Origin of the sequence: Candidatus Ancaeobacter aquaticus, assembly GCA_030765405.1 — a bacterium.
GTDB classification, from domain to species: domain Bacteria; phylum Auribacterota; class Ancaeobacteria; order Ancaeobacterales; family Ancaeobacteraceae; genus Ancaeobacter; species Ancaeobacter aquaticus.
Genome location: JAVCCP010000037.1, coordinates 19,024 through 41,453, shown reverse-complemented (window position 1 = coordinate 41,453; position 22,430 = coordinate 19,024). Strand labels below are relative to the sequence as shown.

Annotated in this window: 19 protein-coding genes; all 19 read left to right on the top strand. The window is 39.3% G+C overall.

From position 1 onward, the window contains the following. Positions 1-251: 251 nt before the first annotated feature. The 19 genes from P9M13_03985 to P9M13_03895 all read left to right on the top strand — a co-directional run bounded on the left by P9M13_03985 (position 252) and on the right by P9M13_03895 (position 22,162). On the top strand, positions 252-1,538 hold the full coding sequence (locus P9M13_03985; protein ID MDP8262446.1) for a DEAD/DEAH box helicase: 1,287 nt from the start codon (positions 252-254) through the stop codon (positions 1,536-1,538). A 104-nt stretch (positions 1,539-1,642) separates the two neighbouring features. Beyond that, on the top strand, positions 1,643-2,791 hold the full coding sequence (locus P9M13_03980; GenBank protein ID MDP8262445.1) for a 4Fe-4S binding protein: 1,149 nt from the start codon (positions 1,643-1,645) through the stop codon (positions 2,789-2,791). Between the two features lie 300 nt (positions 2,792-3,091). Further along, entirely contained in the window at positions 3,092-3,511 is a 420-nt protein-coding gene (locus P9M13_03975; protein ID MDP8262444.1) for a CGGC domain-containing protein, read from the top strand. Between the two features lie 72 nt (positions 3,512-3,583). After that, a complete protein-coding gene (locus tag P9M13_03970) occupies positions 3,584-5,974 on the top strand; it encodes a U32 family peptidase (GenBank protein MDP8262443.1) in 2,391 nt (796 codons plus the stop codon). 83 nt (positions 5,975-6,057) lie between these two features. After that, positions 6,058-8,010: a hypothetical protein gene (locus P9M13_03965; protein ID MDP8262442.1), complete on the top strand. Its 1,953-nt coding sequence runs from the start codon at positions 6,058-6,060 to the stop codon at positions 8,008-8,010. A gap of 91 nt (positions 8,011-8,101) precedes the next feature. Continuing rightward, positions 8,102-8,404 carry a DUF134 domain-containing protein gene (locus P9M13_03960; protein ID MDP8262441.1) on the top strand — a complete coding sequence of 101 codons (303 nt, stop codon included), beginning with the start codon at positions 8,102-8,104 and terminating at the stop codon, positions 8,402-8,404. After that, complete coding sequence (locus P9M13_03955) at positions 8,405-9,472, top strand: permease (GenBank protein MDP8262440.1); 1,068 nt, start codon at positions 8,405-8,407, stop codon at positions 9,470-9,472. It begins immediately after the preceding gene. A gap of 19 nt (positions 9,473-9,491) precedes the next feature. Then, on the top strand, positions 9,492-9,737 hold the full coding sequence (locus P9M13_03950; GenBank protein ID MDP8262439.1) for a thioredoxin family protein: 246 nt from the start codon (positions 9,492-9,494) through the stop codon (positions 9,735-9,737). Between the two features lie 16 nt (positions 9,738-9,753). Continuing rightward, a complete protein-coding gene (locus P9M13_03945) occupies positions 9,754-10,185 on the top strand; it encodes a nitrophenyl compound nitroreductase subunit ArsF family protein (GenBank protein MDP8262438.1) in 432 nt (143 codons plus the stop codon). Between the two features lie 4 nt (positions 10,186-10,189). Then, a complete protein-coding gene (locus P9M13_03940; GenBank protein ID MDP8262437.1) occupies positions 10,190-10,873 on the top strand; it encodes an aromatic aminobenezylarsenical efflux permease ArsG family transporter in 684 nt (227 codons plus the stop codon). Positions 10,874-10,943: 70 nt separating this feature from the next. Beyond that, positions 10,944-12,257: an arginine deiminase family protein gene (locus P9M13_03935; GenBank protein ID MDP8262436.1), complete on the top strand. Its 1,314-nt coding sequence runs from the start codon at positions 10,944-10,946 to the stop codon at positions 12,255-12,257. Between the two features lie 89 nt (positions 12,258-12,346). Continuing rightward, complete coding sequence (locus P9M13_03930) at positions 12,347-12,706, top strand: C-GCAxxG-C-C family protein (protein ID MDP8262435.1); 360 nt, start codon at positions 12,347-12,349, stop codon at positions 12,704-12,706. Between the two features lie 7 nt (positions 12,707-12,713). Then, entirely contained in the window at positions 12,714-13,385 is a 672-nt protein-coding gene (locus tag P9M13_03925; protein ID MDP8262434.1) for a methyltransferase domain-containing protein, read from the top strand. A gap of 4 nt (positions 13,386-13,389) precedes the next feature. Beyond that, the gene (locus tag P9M13_03920; protein MDP8262433.1) at positions 13,390-13,908 is read left to right on the top strand and encodes a hypothetical protein; all 519 of its coding nucleotides are present in this window, start codon (positions 13,390-13,392) and stop codon (positions 13,906-13,908) included. Between the two features lie 14 nt (positions 13,909-13,922). After that, entirely contained in the window at positions 13,923-14,534 is a 612-nt protein-coding gene (locus tag P9M13_03915; GenBank protein ID MDP8262432.1) for a hypothetical protein, read from the top strand. Between the two features lie 164 nt (positions 14,535-14,698). After that, positions 14,699-17,104: an ABC transporter substrate binding protein gene (locus P9M13_03910; GenBank protein ID MDP8262431.1), complete on the top strand. Its 2,406-nt coding sequence runs from the start codon at positions 14,699-14,701 to the stop codon at positions 17,102-17,104. Between the two features lie 44 nt (positions 17,105-17,148). Beyond that, positions 17,149-18,270: an efflux RND transporter periplasmic adaptor subunit gene (locus P9M13_03905; GenBank protein ID MDP8262430.1), complete on the top strand. Its 1,122-nt coding sequence runs from the start codon at positions 17,149-17,151 to the stop codon at positions 18,268-18,270. Next, positions 18,270-21,446, top strand: coding sequence for an efflux RND transporter permease subunit (locus tag P9M13_03900; protein ID MDP8262429.1), 3,177 nt, complete (start codon positions 18,270-18,272; stop codon positions 21,444-21,446). The genes P9M13_03905 and P9M13_03900 overlap by 1 nt, the downstream gene beginning before the upstream one ends. A gap of 5 nt (positions 21,447-21,451) precedes the next feature. Further along, positions 21,452-22,162: an ion channel gene (locus P9M13_03895; GenBank protein ID MDP8262428.1), complete on the top strand. Its 711-nt coding sequence runs from the start codon at positions 21,452-21,454 to the stop codon at positions 22,160-22,162. The last annotated feature ends 268 nt before the right edge of the window (positions 22,163-22,430 follow it).

The following is a 22,430-nucleotide window of genomic DNA, read 5'->3' as shown; positions in this document are numbered from 1 at the left end:
GCCATGGTATTGTTCCATGCCTTGATCCTTTCCTCTAGTGTTTCCTGTTTAGGACCACTGAGGATAACGTTTCCGGGCATGGAACGCTTCCCTTTATACCTACGGCATTTTAATTTACACTTTTCATAAACCGTCACGCTTCTTATAGTTGTTTACATTTGCCCAAAACTGTAATACACTGTATGTTAGTAAGATATGAAAATTGATATTGTATGATACATTTAATTGAAAGGAAATAAGGGTATTTACCTATGACACACAATGCAAACAACTCAAAAGATTCTTTTGATGGTCTTGGGATAGCACCAAAAATATTGGGTTTGCTTGACCGTATGAAATTTACTGTACCGACACCGATTCAACATAAAGCAATACCTATCGCTATAGAAGGGCAGGATATTATTGGTGTTGCGCAAACGGGGACAGGGAAAACTTTGGCATTTGCTATACCTGTTATTCAGCGTCTTTCACAGATAAAAGGGCTATGTTTGGTTCTTGCACCAACAAGAGAGCTTGCTTTACAGGTTGATGAAACCTTTAAAAAACTAGCTAAACCTCTCGGAATAAAAACATGCGTAATTATTGGCGGGATGTCCATGTATTTACAGGTGAAAAGATTGAGAGAAAGGCCCCGAGTTATTATTGCGACACCAGGTAGACTCATGGATCATATTCGGCAGAAGACGTTGCGGTTAACAGCTGCAGAAATTCTTGTTCTTGATGAAGCTGATCGTATGCTTGATATGGGTTTTCTTCCGGACATAAAACGTGTTATGGAGCTTGTGGCAAAAACCAGGCAAACTATGCTTTTTTCCGCGACAATACCTGCAGCAATCATGAAGATGGTATCTGCATATATGCAGCTTCCAACACATGTTGAGGTTGCGCCATCGGGAACAGCTGCTGAGAATATAGTTCACGAGTTATTCATTGTAAAAAAGGAAGCGAAGAAGCAACTATTGGAAAAAATACTTCATCAATATCATGGATCCGTACTCCTTTTTTCCAGAACTAAAATCGGTGCAAGAAAGATCAAAAAAATTGTTAAGGATTTTGGGTATAAGGCGGCTGAAATTCATTCTGACCGGTCGCTTGCACAGCGCAGAGAAGCGCTCGACGGTTTTAAAAATGGAAAATATAGAGTACTTGTCGCAACGGATATTGCTGCAAGAGGTATAGATGTGATAGGTATTGAGCTTGTTATTAATTTTGATCTTCCTGAAGATGTTGAGCAATATGTTCACCGTATTGGACGTACCGGACGTGCAGGACATGAAGGGCGTGCAATATCTTTTGCTACTCCTGACCAGGGTAGTGATGTCCATAATATCGAGAAGCTGATAAAAACCCAATTGCCTATATCCGAACATCCTGAACTTCCAAAGGAGAAATTTAATAGGAACGCTAAGAGTAGTTCGAGTTCGCGTTTTCGAAGAGGTGGTACAGGTGGCGGAAGCAGCAAAGGGGGCGGAGGCAGCAAGGGCGGTAGAGATAGTAAGGTAAAACCTTGGAATTTCCCGAAAAGAAACCGTAAATAGAAATTGTATTATACCTCTAGTGGGCCTTAAAATCTTAAGGATTTCACGAAAAAGTATCCTAGAATGGGGTTCTAAATCGTTATGCCAATTGAGAGATACAAAGGATGAATAAGTATTCTTGGTTTGCGCAAAGCTCTTTTAAGCAACGGATATGGTTATTTGCAACTATAGTGAGTATGCTTTCAATTATCATGCTTGGTAGTTTTCTGACTTCATCGCATGATTCAAAGAAGATAATAGATGTTAATATTAACATGTCTATCAAAGATATTTCTCCGCAACTTGGAGTTACCGGTAAATCCCTTGCTCGCGAGTTTAACCTTCCTCTCGATGTTTCAAAACGAAAACCTCTCAAATCATTAGGTGTCGCACCTGAAGAACTTCAGCATGTCACAGAACACCTTCTTTCCCATCGTGATAGTATGTTCAAGTACTACATTTATTTAGCACTCGTTCTTGGTGGTCTTGTTTTTCTTGTTAGGTTGGGACGACCGGATTCTTCCGATATTAAAAACAGGCGTTACTGGTATTCCCGGACACCATATATTGTTTCTCTCGTTTTTTCTGTTGTCATTGCTGGGTTTCTTCTCGGAAAATCACCCAATCCCATGGAGGGTACAGTCAAAGCATTCAAATCTATGGTAGGGCTTTACCCCGACCCATTTGTCAAAGTGGTTGCTTTCGGTTTTTTTATCATTCTTGCTGTTATTGGAAATAAAATAATTTGTGGCTGGGCATGTCCCTTTGGCGCTTTACAGGAATTAATTTATAGCGTACCAATTTTGCGAAGGATTAAACAAAAAAAACTTCCGTTTATTTTGACAAACACTATTCGTGCAGGTCTTTTCATTGCTATGCTGCTTTTTCTGTTTGGTATCGTTGGGGGGCGCAAAGGGTTTGTCATTTATCACTATATAAATCCCTTCAATCTGTTTAATATGGACTTTGAAAGTATCAGTGTTTTGTTGACGGTTATCATTGTTTTAGGCGGATCATTCTTTGTTTACCGTCCTTTTTGCCAGTTCATTTGCCCTTTTGGATTGATTTCATGGGTGGCTGAACGATTCAGCATTTTTCGTATCCGAATTGATAAAGATAAGTGTACAGAATGTGGTGCCTGCATAAAGGCGTGTCCTGTGGAAGCTGCAAAAGACAGAGTCGAAAAGAAAATAATGCCGGCAGATTGTTTTAGTTGTGCTCGTTGTTTAAATGTGTGCCCTGTTGACGCTATCAAGTATTCGCATAAAAATTGATAAAGATATAAAATAAGTCGATTTACCTAAGATGGTGGGCGCTTTATTCCGCTCTACTGACTACTGAATTTAAAGGGAAATTATATCTTTAGTGTGGATAACGTTTCGATCAAAGTTTTGTTGGGGGTGTATAATTAAGTATACTGTCCCCTTAATTATTTCCCCTATCCGCCATTTTGGGACGCGTTCTCCCAAACGGAAAGGCCCTTGCCTAGAAGGGATAGAAATTCTTTGACTCTTATCATGAGAGTATATATCATATAAATATGCTCTAAAGCGTTTTATAGGAGGGACATGAACATGAAATACAAAGATAAAACATATATTATTGTTTTAGAGTGTGACATTGTCATGGAACGATGTTCCGGGTATCTTTGTGAAAAGAGTTTCAATGAACGAACAGGTGGGTTCAGTAAGTATTCAAAGAATAAAGATATACGTGCGATCTTTCTTACCTGTGGTGGATGTTGCGGTCTTGCGACACATAGAAAAGTAGCTCATTTGGTAAAACAAATTGGTAAACAGGAAAAAATATCTAAAGATAAAATAGTTGTCCAAATGGCTTCATGTATAACCGAAGACAATTACCATGGACCTAAGTGTCCGCATTTGCCGTACATAAAAGAATTGATAGAGAAACTAGGTATTGATTGTCAGGAAGATACCTATATCTGCAGCATATCTGAAAAAAAGCGGCAGTTAGGGAAATACTCTACCTAAACAATTACTGCGTCTAATTCCATCTGAACAGGTGAGAGTTTCCGTATGGGTTGCAATAGTCAAAGATAGCGCATGACACATCAAGAGATGTCCGAAAATTCTCAAAATTCTTTCAATACCGCTAAAAGTGAATTGGTCGCGCCGGCAGGGAGGAGTGCCTCTCTTCGGTCGGCGATTTATTTCGGTGCAGATGCCGTATATATCGGTCTTAATGAACTGAGCGCTCGCATGCGTGCGGAGAATTTCACCGTACTGCAGATAAAAGACGCGATTGCTTTCGTTCATGCACACGGAAAAAAAGCATATCTTGCCTTTAATGTTCTTCTCAAGAATAGTGAACTCGATCGAGCATGTGAACTCCTCCACGAAATCTCTCATGCGGGTATAGATGGCGTCATTATCCATGATCTCGGTGTTTACCACATACTAAAGAAATATTTCCCGAATGTTCCGATACATGCAAGCACGCAAATGTGTTGTGCTAATGTTAATGACGCACTTGAGATGGAAGATCTCGGGTTTAAACGCGTTATCCTTGCACGAGAACTTTTATTAAAAGAGATCGAGCATATCAGGAGTAAAACATCAATTGAGCTTGAGGTGTTTGTTCATGGTGCGCTGTGTTTTAGTTATTCCGGAAAATGTTTTTTGTCGAGTTATATCGGTGGGAGGAGCGGTAATCGCGGTTCTTGTGCTCAACCGTGCAGACAGCCATATATTGTAAAAGGAGAAAAAAATCCGCGCTATCTCATGAGCACCAATGATATATGCCTTGCGGATGATATTTCGCGGCTGATCGAAGCCGGTGTAAACGCATTCAAAATTGAAGGGCGCATGAAAAATGAATATTATGCCGCCTGCGTGTCATCATTTTACCGGGCGATTATTGACGGGTCACCGAAAGCAAAGGACATAAAAGAACATATACAGCTTTTTTATAGCCGTGAATTTGCAAAAGATTTTCTTATAAAACGTAAAGGTGAACTGACTCAAATAGCACATCCGGGTAATGTCGGTATCGATATTGGCGCTGTATCTCATTCCGATGGGCGAACCATAACGTTCGAGACCCAGCGTCCCATTGAAGCGCATGATGGAATACAGATATTTCATGATGGAACGCTCATCGATGAATTTTCTGTTAGCGGAATAACGATCAATGGAAAACCTGTGTATACGGCTGATAAAGGTAAGGTAGTAACAGTCAAATATAAGGGCACAGTTCCGCAGGGCGCACATGTGTATCTTGTTTCCTCAATCGCCCTAAAAAAAGCATATACTGTACCAAAATCGTTTAAAGCTGATACCAGATATAAGATTCCCATTGATATGTCTGTGGCTCTGGATAAAAAGGTACTCACAATAAGTGTCGCGGTACGCGGAAAAGAAAAAACCTTTCAATTTGACGTTACGCCGATAAAAGCTGAAGGAAAGGGTACTGACGAATTAATGCTGAGAACATATCTCGGTCGATTAGGAAAGACAGAATTTGCGCTTCGCTCACTTGATGCTTGTTTGCCGCAATCAATATTTTTACAGCCGTCTGTCCTGAATGAAATAAGGAGAGAACTAACAGGCGATATAAGGAAGCTCCTTGAAGAAGATACGGCTGCATGTCTTTCACAAATGAAAAAAGAGATATATATCAATAATGAGCAGTGCGCTGAAGAACCTGATCGTGCTAAGTGGATTATTAAGATAGATCGTATCGAGTATCTTAACTCTTTACCTATAGAAAAATGCGAAAAGATCATTATAGAGATCCCTCACAGGGATTTGACTGATACCGAAACACGCCTCATAGCACATCATAAGAATAAAATTGTGTGGGCGCTGCCGTATGTAAAAGAAATTGAGTGTGATTATGAGTCAGTCGTAGACAGTTTTATGAAACGCGGTTTTAATCGCTTTCAGGCAGTAAGTATGGGAGATATTCAAATACTAAAGAATAAAAAAGTACAGTTTGAAACTGATTATCCGCTGTACTGTTTGAATGCGTTAGCAGGGAGACAACTCATTGATATGGGTGCTTCTTCTTTTGTTGTATCCCCTGAAAGTAGCAAGAGAGATCTATCTGAGCAGCTGTTTAGGGGGCTCTCGAAAATACTTATTGTTTATCAGGATGTTCTTCTGTGTGTATCAAGATATTGCGTGCATAAAAATGTGTACACGTGCGGGGAAAAAGATAAATGTATGCAGGCCCCGATAGAATGTGAGAATCTCGCGCGTGACAGATTTAGTATATATCAGCGTGACTGCCATAGTGTTGTGATAGGTGAAACCCCATTTTCTTTAAGTGATAAGGTAGAAGACCTTCTTAATATGGGATATTCTCAATTGCGGATAGATTTCTGTTTTAGGCAGTATGCGCCCGGGGAGATTAGTGAAGTGGTTAATAGTGTTATGAATGGCAAAAAATTAGTGAGCGCAACATCCTGGAATTATAACCGTGTGCTTTATTAAAATATATTCGTAGTATTGAGATTATCGTTGTATAATAGGATGTATTCGTTATGAAAACGCAAAACTTTACACGGGGGTACTAAATGAGAATTTTCCGTTATATTAAGAAGTTATATGTTTTATTCTTGTCGTTTGGGGTGCTACTTTCTACTTGTTCGGGAATAATGGCAGAAGAGGAACAACAAGTACTTCTTCCCTCGTGGAATGATGGTCCTACCAAAAGCACTATTCTTGAATATATCAAAAAAGTAACGGCTCCTGACGGTGATAGTTTTATTGAAGAAAAAGATCGTATTGCTGTTTTTAGAGATAATGGTGTTCTTATATGTGAAAAGCCTGAGATTGCTAAAGCATTTGTAGTCAGAGCTGTGAAACGCGTAGGAAAAAAGCAGCCGGAAATTCTTTCAGATCACAACATTAAAGATATTTTTGATAACGGTATTGATGCGGCAGAGAAGTTAAACGCTGAAGAAATAAAAAATATTGATGCACTAATAAATGAAAAAGCAGGTGAAGAAGCCTATCGAGATCTTGTTAGGGATTTCATTACAACCGGGAAGAATGCACACTTTGATAGATTATATAAGGATCTTTTGTATCAGCCGATGAGGGGGTTGGTATCCTATGTACGCGCCCTTGGATTTGATGTATTTATTGTCACTTCAGAAGATACTCATTTTGTGAAAAACATATCTGGGGATCTTTACGGGGTGCAACCTGAAAATGTGTTTGATTATGAATCATTTAAAGCTCAGTCACAAAAACAACCTGTTATTGCTGTTGGTAGGATAAATAACGGCGGTGATATAGATGTCCTAAAGAACTCAAAAACGAATACACATCCATCGCTTCAGATGGTAGTTAAACACGATGATCAAAAGAGAGAGTATGTGTACGGTCAAAATGACCAAGCAACGCTTTCTGCCGCTAAAGAAAATGGCTGGACTGTGATAAGTATTAAAAATGACTGGGAGAATGTTTTCTCAGCTGAAGAAAATGAAGAAAAACAGACTTCAGTTCCTCTTGCTGTAAAAGGTTCTCTAGCTGAGCAACCTTCCGATGGGGGATTAGTTCAGGTTGAAACTGATAAAACAACACCGACGCCGGTTACTGGTATTACCCGTCCGCTTTCTGAGAAAGGTCCGACAAAAGTAGCAGTGGGATTTTATGTTCTCGATATTGATGAAATTAACACTATAAAACAAAGTTTTGCAGCGAACATCTTTATAGCGCTACAGTGGTGGGATCCGCGTCTTGCACATAGCGGTAAAGGAACAGTTACGTATGATGTCAATGATGTGTGGAATCCAAAACCACTGCTCTTAAATCGGCAGAGACTTTGGAAATCGTTTCCTGAAGTTGTGCAGGTTTCATCAAGTGGTGAGGTGAACTATAGGCAGCGTTCATGGGGGTATTTTTCTCAACCTCTTGATCTTAGAGACTTTCCGTTCGATGAACAGACGCTTAATTTTACTTTTGTGATTGCCGGAGTGTCTCCACAAGAAGTAGAGTTTTCTAAGAGTGAGGTTCTTGGTTTTGGTAAGGCAGAACATTTTTCCGTTCCAGATTGGGATGTGGTAGGGTGGGATTGCCAAACAAAACCGTGGTCTCCCATAAAAGGGAGAGAACTCAGCACTATTACGTTTTCTTTGATACTTAAAAGACATAGCGAACACTATATATACAAGATCGTTATACCTCTTATATTCATTGTTATAATGTCATGGATCGTGTTTTGGATCGATCCCAAGGAAGTTGCGACGAATGTTGCTTCTGCAACAACATGTTTTCTCACATTAATAGCGTACAGGTTTATGATCAGTACCTACTTGCCGGAGATACCGTACTTTACACGGCTCGATGCGCTTGTTTTTGGTGGGACAATACTTGTTTTTACGAGTCTTATTCAGACTATTGCGATGTCTTATCTTTTTCGTAAGGGGAAAGAAAAGATCGCAAGAAATATTGAGCGGGTTGCGCGGGTTGTTTATCCGGTTATTTTTATTATCGTCATAATTTTCACAATGGTTATCTAGCGAAAACAATATCTCACAATTACTCATTGACTAAACATATGAGTAGTTGTACTCTAGTTATGAACATATGTTCATAACTATCGGAGATGATATGAGGCCAAAGAAAACAAGGTGGGTTGATTGTAAAACCCAGGACAGATGTTTTCGACCAAAATGTAAACCAGTTGCGACACTTCAAGGTGTCAGTTTATCTTTAGATGAGTTTGAAGCTATACGGCTTGCTGACTTCATGAACTTGAAGCAAGAAGATGCCGCAAAGAATATGAAAATATCTCGACCTACCTTTTCACGGATAATAAAGTCTGCACGAGGTAAAGTAGGTGACGCGCTAGTGAACCTCAAAGCGCTAAAAGTTGAAGGTGGATGTTGTGAAATTACTGAAAGGAATAAATAAATGAAATTTGATAAAAGGACAGTTTTTGCTATTAGTATTGTTGTGTTTATTTTTGGGATTATTCTCTTATATGAATGGACCGGTGCATGGAAAGGGTATAAAGATACGCTTGCCAATACAGAGGTTGTTACTGCACAGCTCTTGGAAGAAAAAGATATTCCGATATATATGCTTATCATTGTTACTATTGTTGATTATGTAAAACATTCATGGCTCTGTTTGCTTCTTGCTTTTCTCGCGGCTGGTGCATTGCAGGAGTTTGTGCCGAAACAAAAAGTGATTCAACTCATGGGGTCAAACAGAAAAGTGTTGCCATATATGCTTGCATCGTTTGGTGGGCCGCTCCTTTCAATGTGTTCGTGCAGTATCATACCTCTTTTTGGCGGTTTCTATAAAAGAGGTGCGGGTTTGGGCCCGTCACTCACATTTTTGCTTGCCGCACCGGCATTTAATCCTGCTGCGGTTTTACTGACTCTATCGCTCCTTGGATGGAAATTCACTGTTGTGCGGATTGTCTTTGCGATATTTTCGGGTATTACCGTCGGGTTCTTAACTGAAAAAATATTAAAGAACAAGATTCCCCAAGTTGAGCCGCTTACAATTGGTGACAGCTGTTGCGATACAGACGATGTATCCGAAGGTTTCGGTAAACGAATAATCAATATGCTCATGTATTCATGGGATTTTGTAAAACTCGTGCTTCCACTGATACTTGTCGGTGTTATCTTGGCAGGTCTCGTTAAGGCGTTTTTGCCTCCGGCGTTTCTGGTGAAATATCTTGGTGTCGGTATTCTACCAATAATGCTTGCATCTGCTATAGGTGTACTGATGTATGCGCCAAGTCTTGTTGAAGCGCCTCTCATAAGAGGGCTTCTACAATCAGGTATGGGTACCGGGCCGGCTATGGCACACTTGATCACCGGACCATCTCTAAGCTTGCCTTCTATTCTCGGTGTGTGTAAAATAGTGAGTCCAAAGGTGCCATTGGTGTATACTGTACTCATGTGGTTCTTTGGAGTTATTGCAGGACTTGTTTTCTGGTATATTATGCCGGTATTTAATGGGTAACATGGCTTAAGGAGGAAATATGAAAATAGAGATATTTGGTCCGGGATGTCCTAAATGTGAAGAGTTTGCGCGTATTGTTCAAGAAGCGCTTGATGCTTTGAACTGTCCTGATACACTTGAAAAAGTAAAAGATATGGGGAAAATTGTTGATGCGGGTGTTCTCATGACACCTGGCCTTTCAATAAACGGTACGTTGAAATGTACCGGTAGAGTGCCGAAACTTGAAGAAGTAAAAAAATGGATTGAAGAAGCTCAAAATACATAGCTTGAAAGGAACCGATATGTTACTGAGAACATTTGCGATACTGTTTGTATCTTTCTGTATGTTTTCTGGACTTGACAGCACTCTACCTTTAGTCTTTTCAGGTGAGACGTCTTCCGATCAGGTTATCGTCTATTATTTTTATGGTACGGTAAGATGCGGTACATGCAAAAAGATAGAACAATATACTAAAGAAACAGTCGAGGCCAATTTTAGTGATAATAAAAACATTGTTTTTAAAGCGCTTAACATGGAAAAAAAGATAAACAGCCATTTTGTTAAGAAATACAAATTGTTTACCCGTGCGGTTGTTCTTTCACTTGTAAAAGACGGTAAAGAAGTATCGCACAAAAGTCTTAAAAAAATATGGCAGTTAGTGGGAAATAAAAAGCGGTTTGAAGCATACGAAAAGCAAGAGATTGAATCGTATCTAAAACAGTTGGAAGGATAACTCCGTGTTTATTATCATGAGCGCTTTATGGCTCGGTATCCTAACCTCTATAAGTCCGTGTCCTCTGGCAACAAATATTGCCGCTATATCATTTATATCTAAAAATATATTGCATCCCAGAGCCGTCATAATATCCGGTCTTGTGTACACTGCAGGTAGAGTATTAGTCTACGCCGTTATCGGCAGTATGATTATTTTTTCATTTGTCAGTATTCCGGCGGTTGCGCTATTTTTGCAAAAATACATGAGTATTATTTTGGGTCCACTCCTGATAATAGTGGGATTAATTCTTTTAAGGGTAATAAAGTTTAAGATTCCTTCGTTTTCTGTTTCGCTTGATAAACAACAAAAGATTGCACGCTCAGGTATCGGCGGGGCATTTTTGCTCGGTGCTCTGTTTTCATTATCTTTTTGTCCTATTTCAGCGGCACTTTTTTTTGGTAGTTTGATCCCGCTTGCATTAGAATATGAGTATGGCATTATATTGCCCTTGGTGTATGGTATTGGGACTGGGCTTCCCGTCGTTGTTGTTGCTTTTGGTATCGCTCTGGGGACACTATCTGTATCTCAATGGTTTACTGTTTTAAGCAAGTTCGAGTACTACACTAAAAAAATAACCGGTATTGTTTTTGTGCTTGCCGGTATATACTACATTGCACGATATATTATTTCGGTGTGTGCCCAGTAAGATAAAGCAAGGACGACTTGAAAAACAATTTAAAGCGAATACATAAAATTATAAATGTGGAGGGAAGAGTATGAATAATTGTAGAAAATTGAAATCTGTAGTTTTCTTGTTGTCTTTAATTGCTGTTTTGATGTGCAGTTCATCTATCGTATTTTCCAGTGACATAAAACCTGAAGTAAAAGCCGAATGGGATAGAGTCGAAACAATTGTTATGCAGCCACCAAGCATTGCTGATTTCTGGATCAGTATTTTTCCTAAAGGAAATGGGTATGATACACCTTTTAATTATTTAGCCGCTAAACAAGAACATTTACATTACGCCAATATATTGCGTGCAGCCGGTATTAAAATCTATATGGTTGAAGATGTGCTTTTGGAAGGGACGGTAGATAAAGACGGTAACGCAATTCAGGGTAAGAAATTAAATGATCTGCAGAATTTCGCGAAAAAATATCTTAAAATAAAATGCAATGAGCTTGATGATTCAGTAAAAAAAGAGCTTGAAATAGAGAAAGATAAAGCCATTAAATCGCTACCGCCGCATGTGTTGATTGATCTGATCTTGCAGAATCCTGTGATCACAGCGGAAAAAGATCCAAATTCAATATCCGATTTTGATGCGAAATATTCACTGCATCCGCTGCTTGATCTTTTTTATCTCAGAGACCAGATCATTACGACGCCTAAAGGGATTGTTCTTGGGAAATTTGCCAGAGCGGAAGTCAGACATGATGAATCGGAAGTAGTGAAATTTGCTTTAAATAAACTTGGCATAAAACCCGTATATGCAGTAACGGGAAAGGGTACGCTTGAAGGCGGTGATTTTTTTATGGCGGATGGTATCGCTTTTATAGGTGAGGGCGTAAGAACAAACAGTGAAGGTATCAAACAACTTATGGATAACGATGTAATAGGAGTAAGAAAAGTTGTTGTTGTTAAAGATCATTTGTTGTCTCCTGCTCAAATGCATCTTGATACATATTTTAATCTTCCTGCTCCAAAAGTAGCCGTTTTATCGCTTGAGAGGGTTAAAAAAGTGGACGGAGGAGTAGATGACTCTAAAGCATCCACTGTAGATGTGTATGAACTTAAGAATGGGAGCTATATTCAAACAGTGAAAGACAGAGATTTTAGAGATTATTTAATACATGATTTAAAATATAAAATTATTCCTGTTTCAGTAAAAGATCAGCGCGCATTAGCAACAAACTTTTTAACGATTGCCCCTTATACGATAGTTGGCCCTGAAGGTGCAAGTCAGGAATTTAAAGATGCTTTAAAAAAAGAAGGTGTAGAGGCAACTTGGGTTGATATGACCAATATTAAGCGGGGTTTTGGTGCTGCACGCTGTGTTACTCAACCTATTCAGAGAAGACAGGATTAAAATATTTAAAATAATGTTTTTTCATTATATGCTGTATAACATAAAGCGGTAACCAGCTGTACAAAGTATGATATAAATAAGGAATTGATATGAATGAAGATGTTGCACGTGAATTGTATCACGGCGAAGAGAGGCTGAATTGTGCTCAGGCTATTTTAAAAGCATTCCAGCCCGTAACCGGTATGCCGGACGATATCATTGCTTCTTTTAAAGCTTTCGGAGGTGGGCGTGCAGAAGGCGGTGTATGTGGCGCGCTCTATGCCGCACAGCGGTTTGTGTCTGACCCCGAAGCCTTACGAGAGCTCGATAAGATGTTTGAAGTAGAGGGTGGTTCGACACTTTGCAGGCCAATACGTCAAGAAGGAAGGCTTCCTTGCCGTGAATGTGTCGGTCTCGCGGCACGATTTGTTAAAGATAATCTAAAAATGAAAGAAATGCTGATCAAATAGAAGATATATGCATTATATCCAGCCTCATAAGAAAATTATGACTTTTTGTTCGTTATGTAACAGTGAAAGAGCAGCACTTTTTTATCAAGACAATGATAGGGAATATCTTCATTGCGAAAACTGTAATTTAGTGTTTGTCCCCCCTCAATATTTCTTGTCTCCTGAAGAAGAAAAGATACGGTACGATCTTCATGAAAACTCTCCTGATGACAATGGGTATCGGGATTTTTTAGGCCGTTTGTTTGTTCCGCTCAATAAACTGTTATCTCCCAAAAGCAGTGGCCTTGATTTTGGGTCTGGTCCCGGGCCAACCTTATCCGTTATGTTTGAAGAGCATGGCCATACGATGGGAATCTTTGATTCCTTCTTTGCGAATAATGAAGATGTTTTTAATAGAAAATATGATTTTATTACTGCAACAGAAGTTTTTGAGCATTTGCATAATCCTATTGGCGAGCTTGATAGATTATGGTCGTGTCTCAAAAGCGGTGGTTATTTAGGCGTTATGACAAAACTTGTTATCGATAAAGAAAGATTTGAAAAGTGGCATTATAAAGATGATCTGACACATGTTTCGTTTTATTCACAGGAAACATTTGAATGGCTTGCGCGGTATCTTAATGCAACTATTTCTTTTTTTGAAAATGATGTTATAATCTTTCGAAAGATAAAGAGGTGACTCAATGAATGATTGTAAACATAACTTACCAAAGGGCCGTTTGGCTGTTGGTATAATAATATTCATTATAGGGCAGGCTGTTCCGCTTGCCATCCCTTTTGTTTCTGCCACTAGTATCCCTGCCGGTGTAAAAGCTGTGATGTCAAGCATACTGTTTTTTGTTATCCCACAGATATTTATATTTTGGTCTGTTGCTGTTTTAGGTAAGCCAGGCTACGATTATATAAAATCAATGGTAGCGATATTCTTTAAAAAGTATGGGCCTGTTGATGAGGTTGGTCCAAAACGGTATAAATTTGGACTTATATTGTTTCTGATACCGATCTTCCTTGCATGGATGGCTCCATATTGCGGAGATATGATTCCCGGATATGAGAATCACGGGATAGCTTATGCAGTCACAGGCGATATTATGCTTATTGTGAGTATATTTGTGCTCGGTGGGGGATTTTGGGATAAGATCAGGTCATTATTTATACGTGAATCAACAGCTTGTTTTGCCGATAATAAAACTGAACAATAGAAACAGATTTCACAATGCATACAATAAGAGAAGAACTCAAGCATCATATACCTTTCACCATGTTAGGTGCTGTTACCGGTATTGTACTTATGTTTTTGTTTCGCAATATTCAGCATGATACCGCGCACCATGTCTTTTATATATTACACCCCATGCATGTTGTTTTAAGTGCTATTGTTACTGCCGCGATATATAAGAAATACAAATGTACTGTAAGTGAAAAAGGTAATTGTAACTTTTTTCCGGTGCTTCTGATCGGTTATACTGGCTCTATCGGTATTGCGACTTTGAGCGATTCAGTAATACCGTATCTAGGTGAGTATCTTCTGAAATTACCTAACCTCAAACTGCATATCGGATTCATTGAAGAATGGTGGTTGGTGAATCCTGCCGCGATAGTGGGAGTAGTGATCGGATATTTCTGGTCAAATACAAAGTTTCCTCATACAGGACATGTGTTACTGAGTACTTGGGCATCGTTATTTCATATGATAATGGCTCTGGGGGGAGTCGTGACGCTGTATGTGTATGGAGGGCTATTTATTTTTCTTTTCTTGTCGGTATGGTTGCCGTGTTGCATGAGTGATATTGTTTTTCCATTGTTATTCGTGAAAGAAAAGAAATGAAAAAAGGGGATGATAAAAAAGGGGACAGTCCCAATTTTCTTTCAGAAAAAGGGACAGTCCCCTTTTTTATTTTATTTATTCTGTTAAATATGATATAAATACTATTGTGTTTTTTTGTTTCAAATTACATTATCCAGTTATTAATGAGGAGAAACACTATTGTGATGCAGAACAATAAACATTCTGTTTTTAAGTTTGTTCGATGTGTGTCTCTTTCTTCTTTAGCAGTCATTGTTTTTTCATCATCTTTTCTCTCTTTTTCATATTCCCAGTCTGAGCGTACTATCCCCAAAGTTACTATAGGCGTTATATATGACGGCCCTATGGAGCAGGGATATATCATTGATCAGATGGTAGCGGACGAGCTCAGAAAACTTGTGCATGGTGAATACGAAATAAAGATACCTAAAGATAAGATCATTGTTGCTGATTGGACCGTTAAAAGCATTGATGCTGGGATTGAAAAGTTACTTAGTGATGATACGGTAGATATCGTTGTTTCAGTTGGCGTGATGTCGTCACATCAAATATGTTTGCGTAAGGAATACCCTAAACCGGTTGTTGCCTCTGTTGTTCTTCATCCGGGGATACAAGGGATACCGAAAGATGGTGATTCAAGCGGTGTTAACAATCTCGCTTATATCATTGTTGGTGGTAGGCTTGAAGTAAATCTTAAAGCGTTAAAAGAAATAAAACCTTGTAAAAAAATTGCGATTCTTTGTAATGACGGTCTGTCAAAAGTGTTTCCCGGTTTTGTTAAAGCTATCAATATGCATGTGAGTCATTTAGGTTATGAAGTACGTGTTATAGAAATAGGTAAAAATCTCGATAACATAAAAGGTGAGCTGGAAAAAGGTTTTGATGCAGTATATGTTTTTCCTCAGCATCATCTCCCAAATGACATGGTAAAAGAACTCATTTCTATTATTAATGAAGCAAAGCTGCCCTCATTTGCTGATTATGATAGAACATATGTTGAGTGGGGCCTACTAATGTGTGTTACACCGCCTTCTGAGCAGAAACGATTGTCACGTAAGTTAGCGCTTACTATCCAAAGAATTGTGCGTGGTGAGAATCCTAAGACTATTCCTGTTGAATTTACCGCCGGGCATAAAATTACTATTAATATGGCAACTGCAGAAAAGATAAATGTATGGCCAAGTTTTGGTCTGATGGGTAAGGCAGACCTCCTTAATTATGAAAAAGATGATGAAAAAACTGCCGGTAAATTTACTCTTAAAGAAGCAGTAAAAAGAGCTATCAAAACCAACCTTGATATTCTTACCCGCCAACGTGCTGTTGCGGCCGGACAACAAAATGTGTATGAAGCGTATACTGACTGGTTGCCACAAGCCAATACCTCTTCAGAAGGCAGAATGGTCGATCGTGATAGAGCAGGGATGGCTGGCGGGCTTAATCCTCAAAGAGCATGGACCGGTACAGTCGGTGTAAACCAGCTCTTTTTCTCAGAAAACTCTCTGGCTAATATAACGATACAAAAAAGACTGCAGGATTCACGGGTATATAATTATGATAATCTTAAACTTAATATTGCGCTCAGCGCTTCTGTATCGTATCTGAATGTTCTTCGTGCAAAAACACTTGAAAAAGTGCAAAAAGATAATATGAAGTTGACCGAGAAGAATTTGGATGTTGCAAAAAAGAGGGTTGATATTGGTGTTGCAAGTCCCGGTGAAGTGTATAGATGGGAAAACCAGTTTGCAAACGATGAAAAAGCTGTTGTTGATGCTGTGCGTGACAGAAATGTTGCTGAAGTCGAGTTTAACCGTGTTCTTAATCTACCGCTAAACAATGCTTACAGTATCGCTGATACAGAGTTAGAAGATCCTGATGTTTTTCCTCATTATGGTGAAATCTATCCGTACATTAATAATCCGCAGTCGATTAAAGTGTTTATTGATTTTATGGTTAGTGAAGGGGTGCAGACTGTTCCCGAAATAAAAAGATATACTTCTCTTATCAAATCACAAAAAAGAAGACTACTCTCAAAGAAATTAGATTTTATTTTACCTGACGCCGCAGGGTTTTATGATGTTACGAGTAATTTTGGTGATGCCGGTAGAGGTAGGCGATCTACAGAGTTGAGTAAAGTTGATTGGATCGCAGGCGTTAAGTTTACGTTCCCACTTTTTGAAGGTGGCGCAAAAATTACCGGATATCAACGCGCAAAAGAAAATCTTGCGCGACTTGTATACGAAAAAGATTCTGTCGTGCAAAAGATCGATCAGAGTATACGCTCAGACATATTTAAAGCGTTTGCTACATATCAAAAAATAAAACTTTCGTATAAGGCGCGTAGCGCTTCATCAAAGAATCTTGAACTTGTAATCAATGCGTATTCACGTGGTGTAGTATCAATACTTGATCTTTTAGATGCGCAAAACGCTGCGCTTGTTTCAGATCTTACCGCTGCAAATGCAGTGCATGATTTCTTGATTGATTATATGGCTGTTGAACGGTCTGTTGGGCGGTTCACGTTTCTTGAATCAGAAAAAGAGTATCAAGAGTGGCGTTCACGGTTAGAGGCTTACTTAGGGGCTGCAAAGTAAAATTGTTTACGCACGTTCCCTTAAAAGAAGAAAGGTAAATATCTATGAACTTAAAACGAATAATTAAACGGGTAATAAAGGGAGAGGCACTCTCCATCAGTTTTTTGTGTGTTATGGCTGTGTGTCTTTCTTCTTGCGGATCAAAAGCACCTGAAGAAAAAGCACAAGTAGCGCGTCCAGTAAAGACGATGGTTGTCGCTGACCAACAGGTTGTGTCAAAAGGAACGTATCCCGGTAAAGCAGAAGCAATAAACACTGCTGATATTGCCTTTGAAGTTAGCGGTAAACTGATTGAACTTCCAATAAAAAGAGGGCAGGAAGTTGCCAAAGATTTTCTTATCGCTCGGTTAGATCCGCGTGACTATAAATATACTGTTGCCGCTGCAAATGCGAGTTATGTTGAGGCGCAGTCTGACTTGAAACGGTATCGTAAACTGTATGAAGACGGTGTTGTCCCGATCGCTGATTTAAAAGTAAAAGAAGAAAAACATGATGTCTCTCTCTCTGATTTAAATAGAGCTGAAAAAGCGCTTGATGATACAAATCTTAGAGCGCCTTTTAAAGGTGTTATAGCAAAACAATTTGTAGAAAATTTTCAAAATATTAATGCGAAAGAGCCGATCGTTCGTTTGCAAGATCTTACGCAGATTAAAGTCGTTATAGATATTCCTGAAAGTGATGCTTCCTCACTCACAAAGAAAAAAGGTGAGATGAGCGCTGTTGCAGAATTTGACGCATTGCCCGGGAGGCGTTTTGATCTGAAGCTCCTTGAATGGGAAACAGAAGCTGATCCGATGACACAAACATTTCACGTAAAATTTGTTATGGATTCACCTGATGATGTGATGATAAATCCCGGCATGACTGCTGGAGTGGCTCTCTTTGATGATCGTAAAGAAAGCAAAGATACATCTGATCGTATTATTGTACCTGTCGATGCGGTGTTTCCCGATGCTGAAGGAAACTCACAGGTATGGGTTCTTGACGTGAAAGATGATACGGTACATAAACGTAAAGTTTCTACCGGTGAGATTACGGGTACAAATGGCATTGTTATTACAGGCGGTATCAAGCAGGGTGAAGTGATCGTTGTATCAGGTATCCGTCATTTGCGTGAAGGTATGAAGGTGTTACCAAAAAGTGAAAACGAAAAATTGGTTGATTAATGAATATAGCTGAATTTGCCATAAAGAAAAATGTCATAACAATGGTTATGACCGTTTTTGTCGTTATTGCCGGTATTGTTGCTTATGGAAATCTCAGTCGGCTTGAAGATCCTGAATTTACACTCAAAAACGCGACCATTATGACACCATACCCCGGTGCGAGTGCCGCAGAAGTTGAAGAAGAAGTAACGAACGTTATTGAAAAAGCTGTACAGGAACTCGGGCAGCTTGATTTTGTTGAGTCTACTTCTACCAGAGGTATGTCCAATGTTAAAGTAACGATAAAAGATCAATATGATAAAAATAAGCTTCCTCAAGTATGGGATGAGCTGCGCAGGAAAGTTCAGAATTATCAAGTGCAACTTCCACCGGGATCCGGCCCTTCACTCGTAAATGATGATTTTGGCGATGTGTACGGAGCATATATTGCAATCACCGGAGAAGGGTATACCTATAAAGAATTGCAGGATTTTGTTGATCTCTTAAAACGTGAGTTGTTACTTGCTACAGATGTAAAAAAGATCATTGATTATGGGCGGCAGCCTGAAGTTATATATGTTGAGATGAATCGCCAGAAGATGGCGCAGCTCGGTATATCTCAAGAAGATATTTATAACTCCCTCGGAGCGAAAAATCTTCCTGCCGATGCAGGCAAAATAACGATAGGTACAGAATTTATTCCTATTAATCCTACCGGAGAGTTTGTATCAGAAAAACAATTTGGTGATCTGCTTATCAGTGCAAAAAGCTCGGATAAACTGATATACCTTAATGATGTTGCAACAATAACACGCGGATATAAAGAACCTCCGGATAAAATCTTGAGATATGACGGTAAACCCGCCGTTGGGCTTGGAATATCTACTGTTCTTGGCGGCAATGTTGTTGTCATGGGTGAATCGATAAACCAAAAGTTAAAAGAACTTGAGCCGCAGGCACCTCTTGGAATGGAGCTAGAGGTAATTTCTCTACAATCTGATTCTGTAGTTAAATCAATAGACAGTTTTATAGATAATCTTGTTGCGGCTGTGCTTATCGTTGTTGTTGTTCTTCTCATATTTATGGGGGTACGATGCGGACTCATAATCGGTTTTATTCTGTTTCTTACTATTTGCGGTACATTTATCTTTATGGATATGTTTCATGTGACACTTGAGCGAATCTCTCTCGGTGCGCTTATTATTGCTTTAGGTATGCTTGTTGATAACGCAATTGTTGTTACTGAAGGGATGATGATAAAGATTAAGCAAGGTGAAGATCGTTTGAAAGCGGCTAAAGAAGTTGTTGCGCAAACGGGGACGCCACTTTTAGGTGCAACTATTGTTGCGATACTTGCATTTGCTGCAATAGGTACGTCAGATGACAGTACCGGTGAATATTGTCGTACACTATATCAGGTTATCTTAATTTCTCTGTCACTTAGCTGGGTGACTGCTGTTACGGTGACACCGCTTCTCGGCAAAATGTTCCTTAAAGGAAAAGATCCTAAAAAAGATATTTCTAAAGCTGACGCTGATCCGTATGCAGGAGGCATTTTCCGACTCTATAAAAAAGGATTGGAAACAAGTATCAAATATAGATGGGTAACCTTAGCTGTTACGGCCGGATTATTTATTCTTTCAATATATGGATTTAACTTTATAAAAAATAGTTTCTTTCCTGTTTCTACCCGGCCGCAATTCTATATTGATTTTTGGATGCCTGAAGGAACGCATATCCGTGATACCGAAAAAGCACTTGTTCAAGCAGAAAAATACCTTATGGATCTTGAAGGTGTCGATCATGTTACGTCTGCGATAGGTGGCGGTGAAATACGGTTTATCCTTGTGTATGCCCCTGAAACTCCTTCGACGAGTTATGGGCAAATACTTATTAATGTAGATGACTATGAACGTATAAAAACAATGGCCCCTCAAGCGCAAAAAGATCTCGAGGCATTGTTACCTGATGTGACGGTGAATGTTAGAAAGTTTCCTCTCGGGCCCGGTGAGGGAGGGAAGATACAGGTACGTATTAGTGGTCCTGATCACGAGGAGCTTCGCCTGTTAGCAAAAAAAGCTGAGAATGTTATTATTGCCGATGGTGGTGCTCAAGGTATGCGTCTTGACTGGCGTGAAAAGATCAAGGTTGTGAGACCGCAATTACTTGAGGCACAGGCACGTAAAGCAGGGATTACCCGTCCTGATCTTGCAAAAGAAATGAAATCATCTTTCTTGGGCATTAAAACAGGTGTGTATCGTGAAGAGGATTACCTTATAGATATTGTTGCTCGTGCACCCGAAGATGAACGGTTAAATGTTGATAACCTCAATAATCTCACTATATGGAGTTCTGTTGCACAAAAAGCGATACCTATTAAGCAGGTTGTCTCAGAATATAAAACTGAATATGAAGACGCTACTATTGCTCGACGAAACCGTAAAACGACAATTACAATTCATACTGATATGCGCAGTGGACTCTCAAGTGAATTACTCGCTCGCATAAAACCGAAAATTGAAAAAGCATTAAACGTGGATGTCGGCCAGGTTCTCGGAAAGACTTTTGGGCCTAATGAGGATCCCTTTAAAAAATTTACTGATAAAACATTACCCATAGTGTTTAACAGGGAAATGCCGTTAAAGGGTATGCCCGGATATTCGCTCGGATGGGGTGGTGAAAACGAAGATTCGGCGAAAGCTACTGCCGCGCTTTCAGGAAGCATACCGATATTTGCGGTCTTGATGATACTGATCGTTATCTTCCTGTTTAATGCTCTGCGGCAGCCGCTCATTATATGGCTCTGTGTGCCGTTAGCTCTTATCGGTGTCAGTGCAGGACTGTTACTGTTTGATCAGCCGTTTGGTTTTATGTCTCTTCTTGGACTCTTAAGTTTATCCGGAATGCTTATTAAAAACGCGATTGTGCTTATAGATCAGATCGATCTTGAAATTAAAAGCGGTAAAGACCATTATCAGGCGATCATTGATTCAGGTGTAAGTCGTATGCGGCCAGTGATGATGGCCGCTTTGACCACGATTCTAGGTATGGCACCGCTTCTCAGGGATGCTTTTTTTGTGTCGATGGCGGTAACGATAATGTTTGGTCTTGGTTTTGCGACGATTCTTACATTAATCGTTGTGCCCGTACTGTACTCGGTGTTTTTTAAAGTGCCAAACAAAAAAGATGGAGAGTAGATATTATGAGCGAGGGAAAATTATTCCGAGAAGAAAAAGCAGTTATGTTAAAACTTGCACATGCTTTTCTTAGAAATAAATACAGCCATTTTTTTGTGAGTATTTTGCTTTTATTCTTGCTCAATCCACTGTTTGATAAAGAAGGATTTCCTTTTCTTTCATTCCTTGTTCTTTTGATAATGCTTACAGTGTTATGGTCCCTTAAATTAAGAAAAAGATTATTTATTACCTGTCTTATTATGGCTGCCGTGGCATTTGTTTTTAATTTTCTCTTTTTGAATAGTGTTATTGGTGGCGACAAAAACCTTTCTCTTTCCTGGGGATTTATTACTATTCTTATTTCTGCTCTATTTCTTGTTCTTGTCATAAGTATTTTGTTCAAGAGAATATTTGCTGAAAAGAATGTTACCGTTGACACTATACAGGGCGGGGCGTCACTCTATATCCTTATGGGAATATTATGGGCATTTGTGTATCAAATAGCTGTCTTTATATCTCCCCACTCTCTTGTTATGAAAAGTGGTCCGTTAAATTTTGCTGAGATAATGTATTTTTCTTTTGTAACTCTTGCTACGCTCGGGTATGGGGACATAACGCCTGCAACTGATTTTGTGCGTAATCTTGCTGTTATGGAAGCTATTCTCGGGCAATTATTTCTTACCGTGTTTATTGCACGTCTCATTGGTCTTCAGCTTGTTTCTTCACACAAAAAATAGACACTGGCGTGTCTTTCATTTTTTAAAGCCTCTTCTACGAAAATAAACAAGCCCAAAAAGACCTAAGCCGAATAGCGCGTATGTTGACGGTTCGGGGACGGCGGTTGCAGTAACGCGGAATGCAGCAGTTGTTTGTTGTTCCCCAGTTATCCAAACTTGCCATCCGTCTAAGTCGCTATCATAGTGTCGGTCGCGACATTAGCCGTTATCGGTGGGACACTATTATTAATGTGCCAAAAGATATCCGTTGATTATTTGCTATAATTAG

Excerpts from the sequence above, each read along its gene's own strand:
- P9M13_03955 (MDP8262440.1), top strand. The coding sequence starts at position 8,405 with ATGAAATTTGATAAAAGGACAGTTTTTGCTATTAGTATTGTTGTGTTT.
- P9M13_03895 (MDP8262428.1), top strand. The coding sequence starts at position 21,452 with ATGAGCGAGGGAAAATTATTCCGAGAAGAAAAAGCAGTTATGTTAAAA.
- P9M13_03950 (MDP8262439.1), top strand. The coding sequence starts at position 9,492 with ATGAAAATAGAGATATTTGGTCCGGGATGTCCTAAATGTGAAGAGTTT.
- P9M13_03970 (MDP8262443.1), top strand. The coding sequence starts at position 3,584 with ATGACACATCAAGAGATGTCCGAAAATTCTCAAAATTCTTTCAATACC.
- P9M13_03975 (MDP8262444.1), top strand. The coding sequence starts at position 3,092 with ATGAAATACAAAGATAAAACATATATTATTGTTTTAGAGTGTGACATT.
- P9M13_03965 (MDP8262442.1), top strand. The coding sequence starts at position 6,058 with ATGAGAATTTTCCGTTATATTAAGAAGTTATATGTTTTATTCTTGTCG.
- P9M13_03915 (MDP8262432.1), top strand. The coding sequence starts at position 13,923 with ATGCATACAATAAGAGAAGAACTCAAGCATCATATACCTTTCACCATG.
- P9M13_03905 (MDP8262430.1), top strand. The coding sequence starts at position 17,149 with ATGAACTTAAAACGAATAATTAAACGGGTAATAAAGGGAGAGGCACTC.
- P9M13_03920 (MDP8262433.1), top strand. The coding sequence starts at position 13,390 with ATGAATGATTGTAAACATAACTTACCAAAGGGCCGTTTGGCTGTTGGT.
- P9M13_03960 (MDP8262441.1), top strand. The coding sequence starts at position 8,102 with ATGAGGCCAAAGAAAACAAGGTGGGTTGATTGTAAAACCCAGGACAGA.
- P9M13_03930 (MDP8262435.1), top strand. The coding sequence starts at position 12,347 with ATGAATGAAGATGTTGCACGTGAATTGTATCACGGCGAAGAGAGGCTG.
- P9M13_03985 (MDP8262446.1), top strand. The coding sequence starts at position 252 with ATGACACACAATGCAAACAACTCAAAAGATTCTTTTGATGGTCTTGGG.
- P9M13_03910 (MDP8262431.1), top strand. The coding sequence starts at position 14,699 with ATGCAGAACAATAAACATTCTGTTTTTAAGTTTGTTCGATGTGTGTCT.
- P9M13_03935 (MDP8262436.1), top strand. The coding sequence starts at position 10,944 with ATGAATAATTGTAGAAAATTGAAATCTGTAGTTTTCTTGTTGTCTTTA.
- P9M13_03925 (MDP8262434.1), top strand. The coding sequence starts at position 12,714 with ATGCATTATATCCAGCCTCATAAGAAAATTATGACTTTTTGTTCGTTA.
- P9M13_03900 (MDP8262429.1), top strand. The coding sequence starts at position 18,270 with ATGAATATAGCTGAATTTGCCATAAAGAAAAATGTCATAACAATGGTT.
- P9M13_03945 (MDP8262438.1), top strand. The coding sequence starts at position 9,754 with ATGTTACTGAGAACATTTGCGATACTGTTTGTATCTTTCTGTATGTTT.
- P9M13_03980 (MDP8262445.1), top strand. The coding sequence starts at position 1,643 with ATGAATAAGTATTCTTGGTTTGCGCAAAGCTCTTTTAAGCAACGGATA.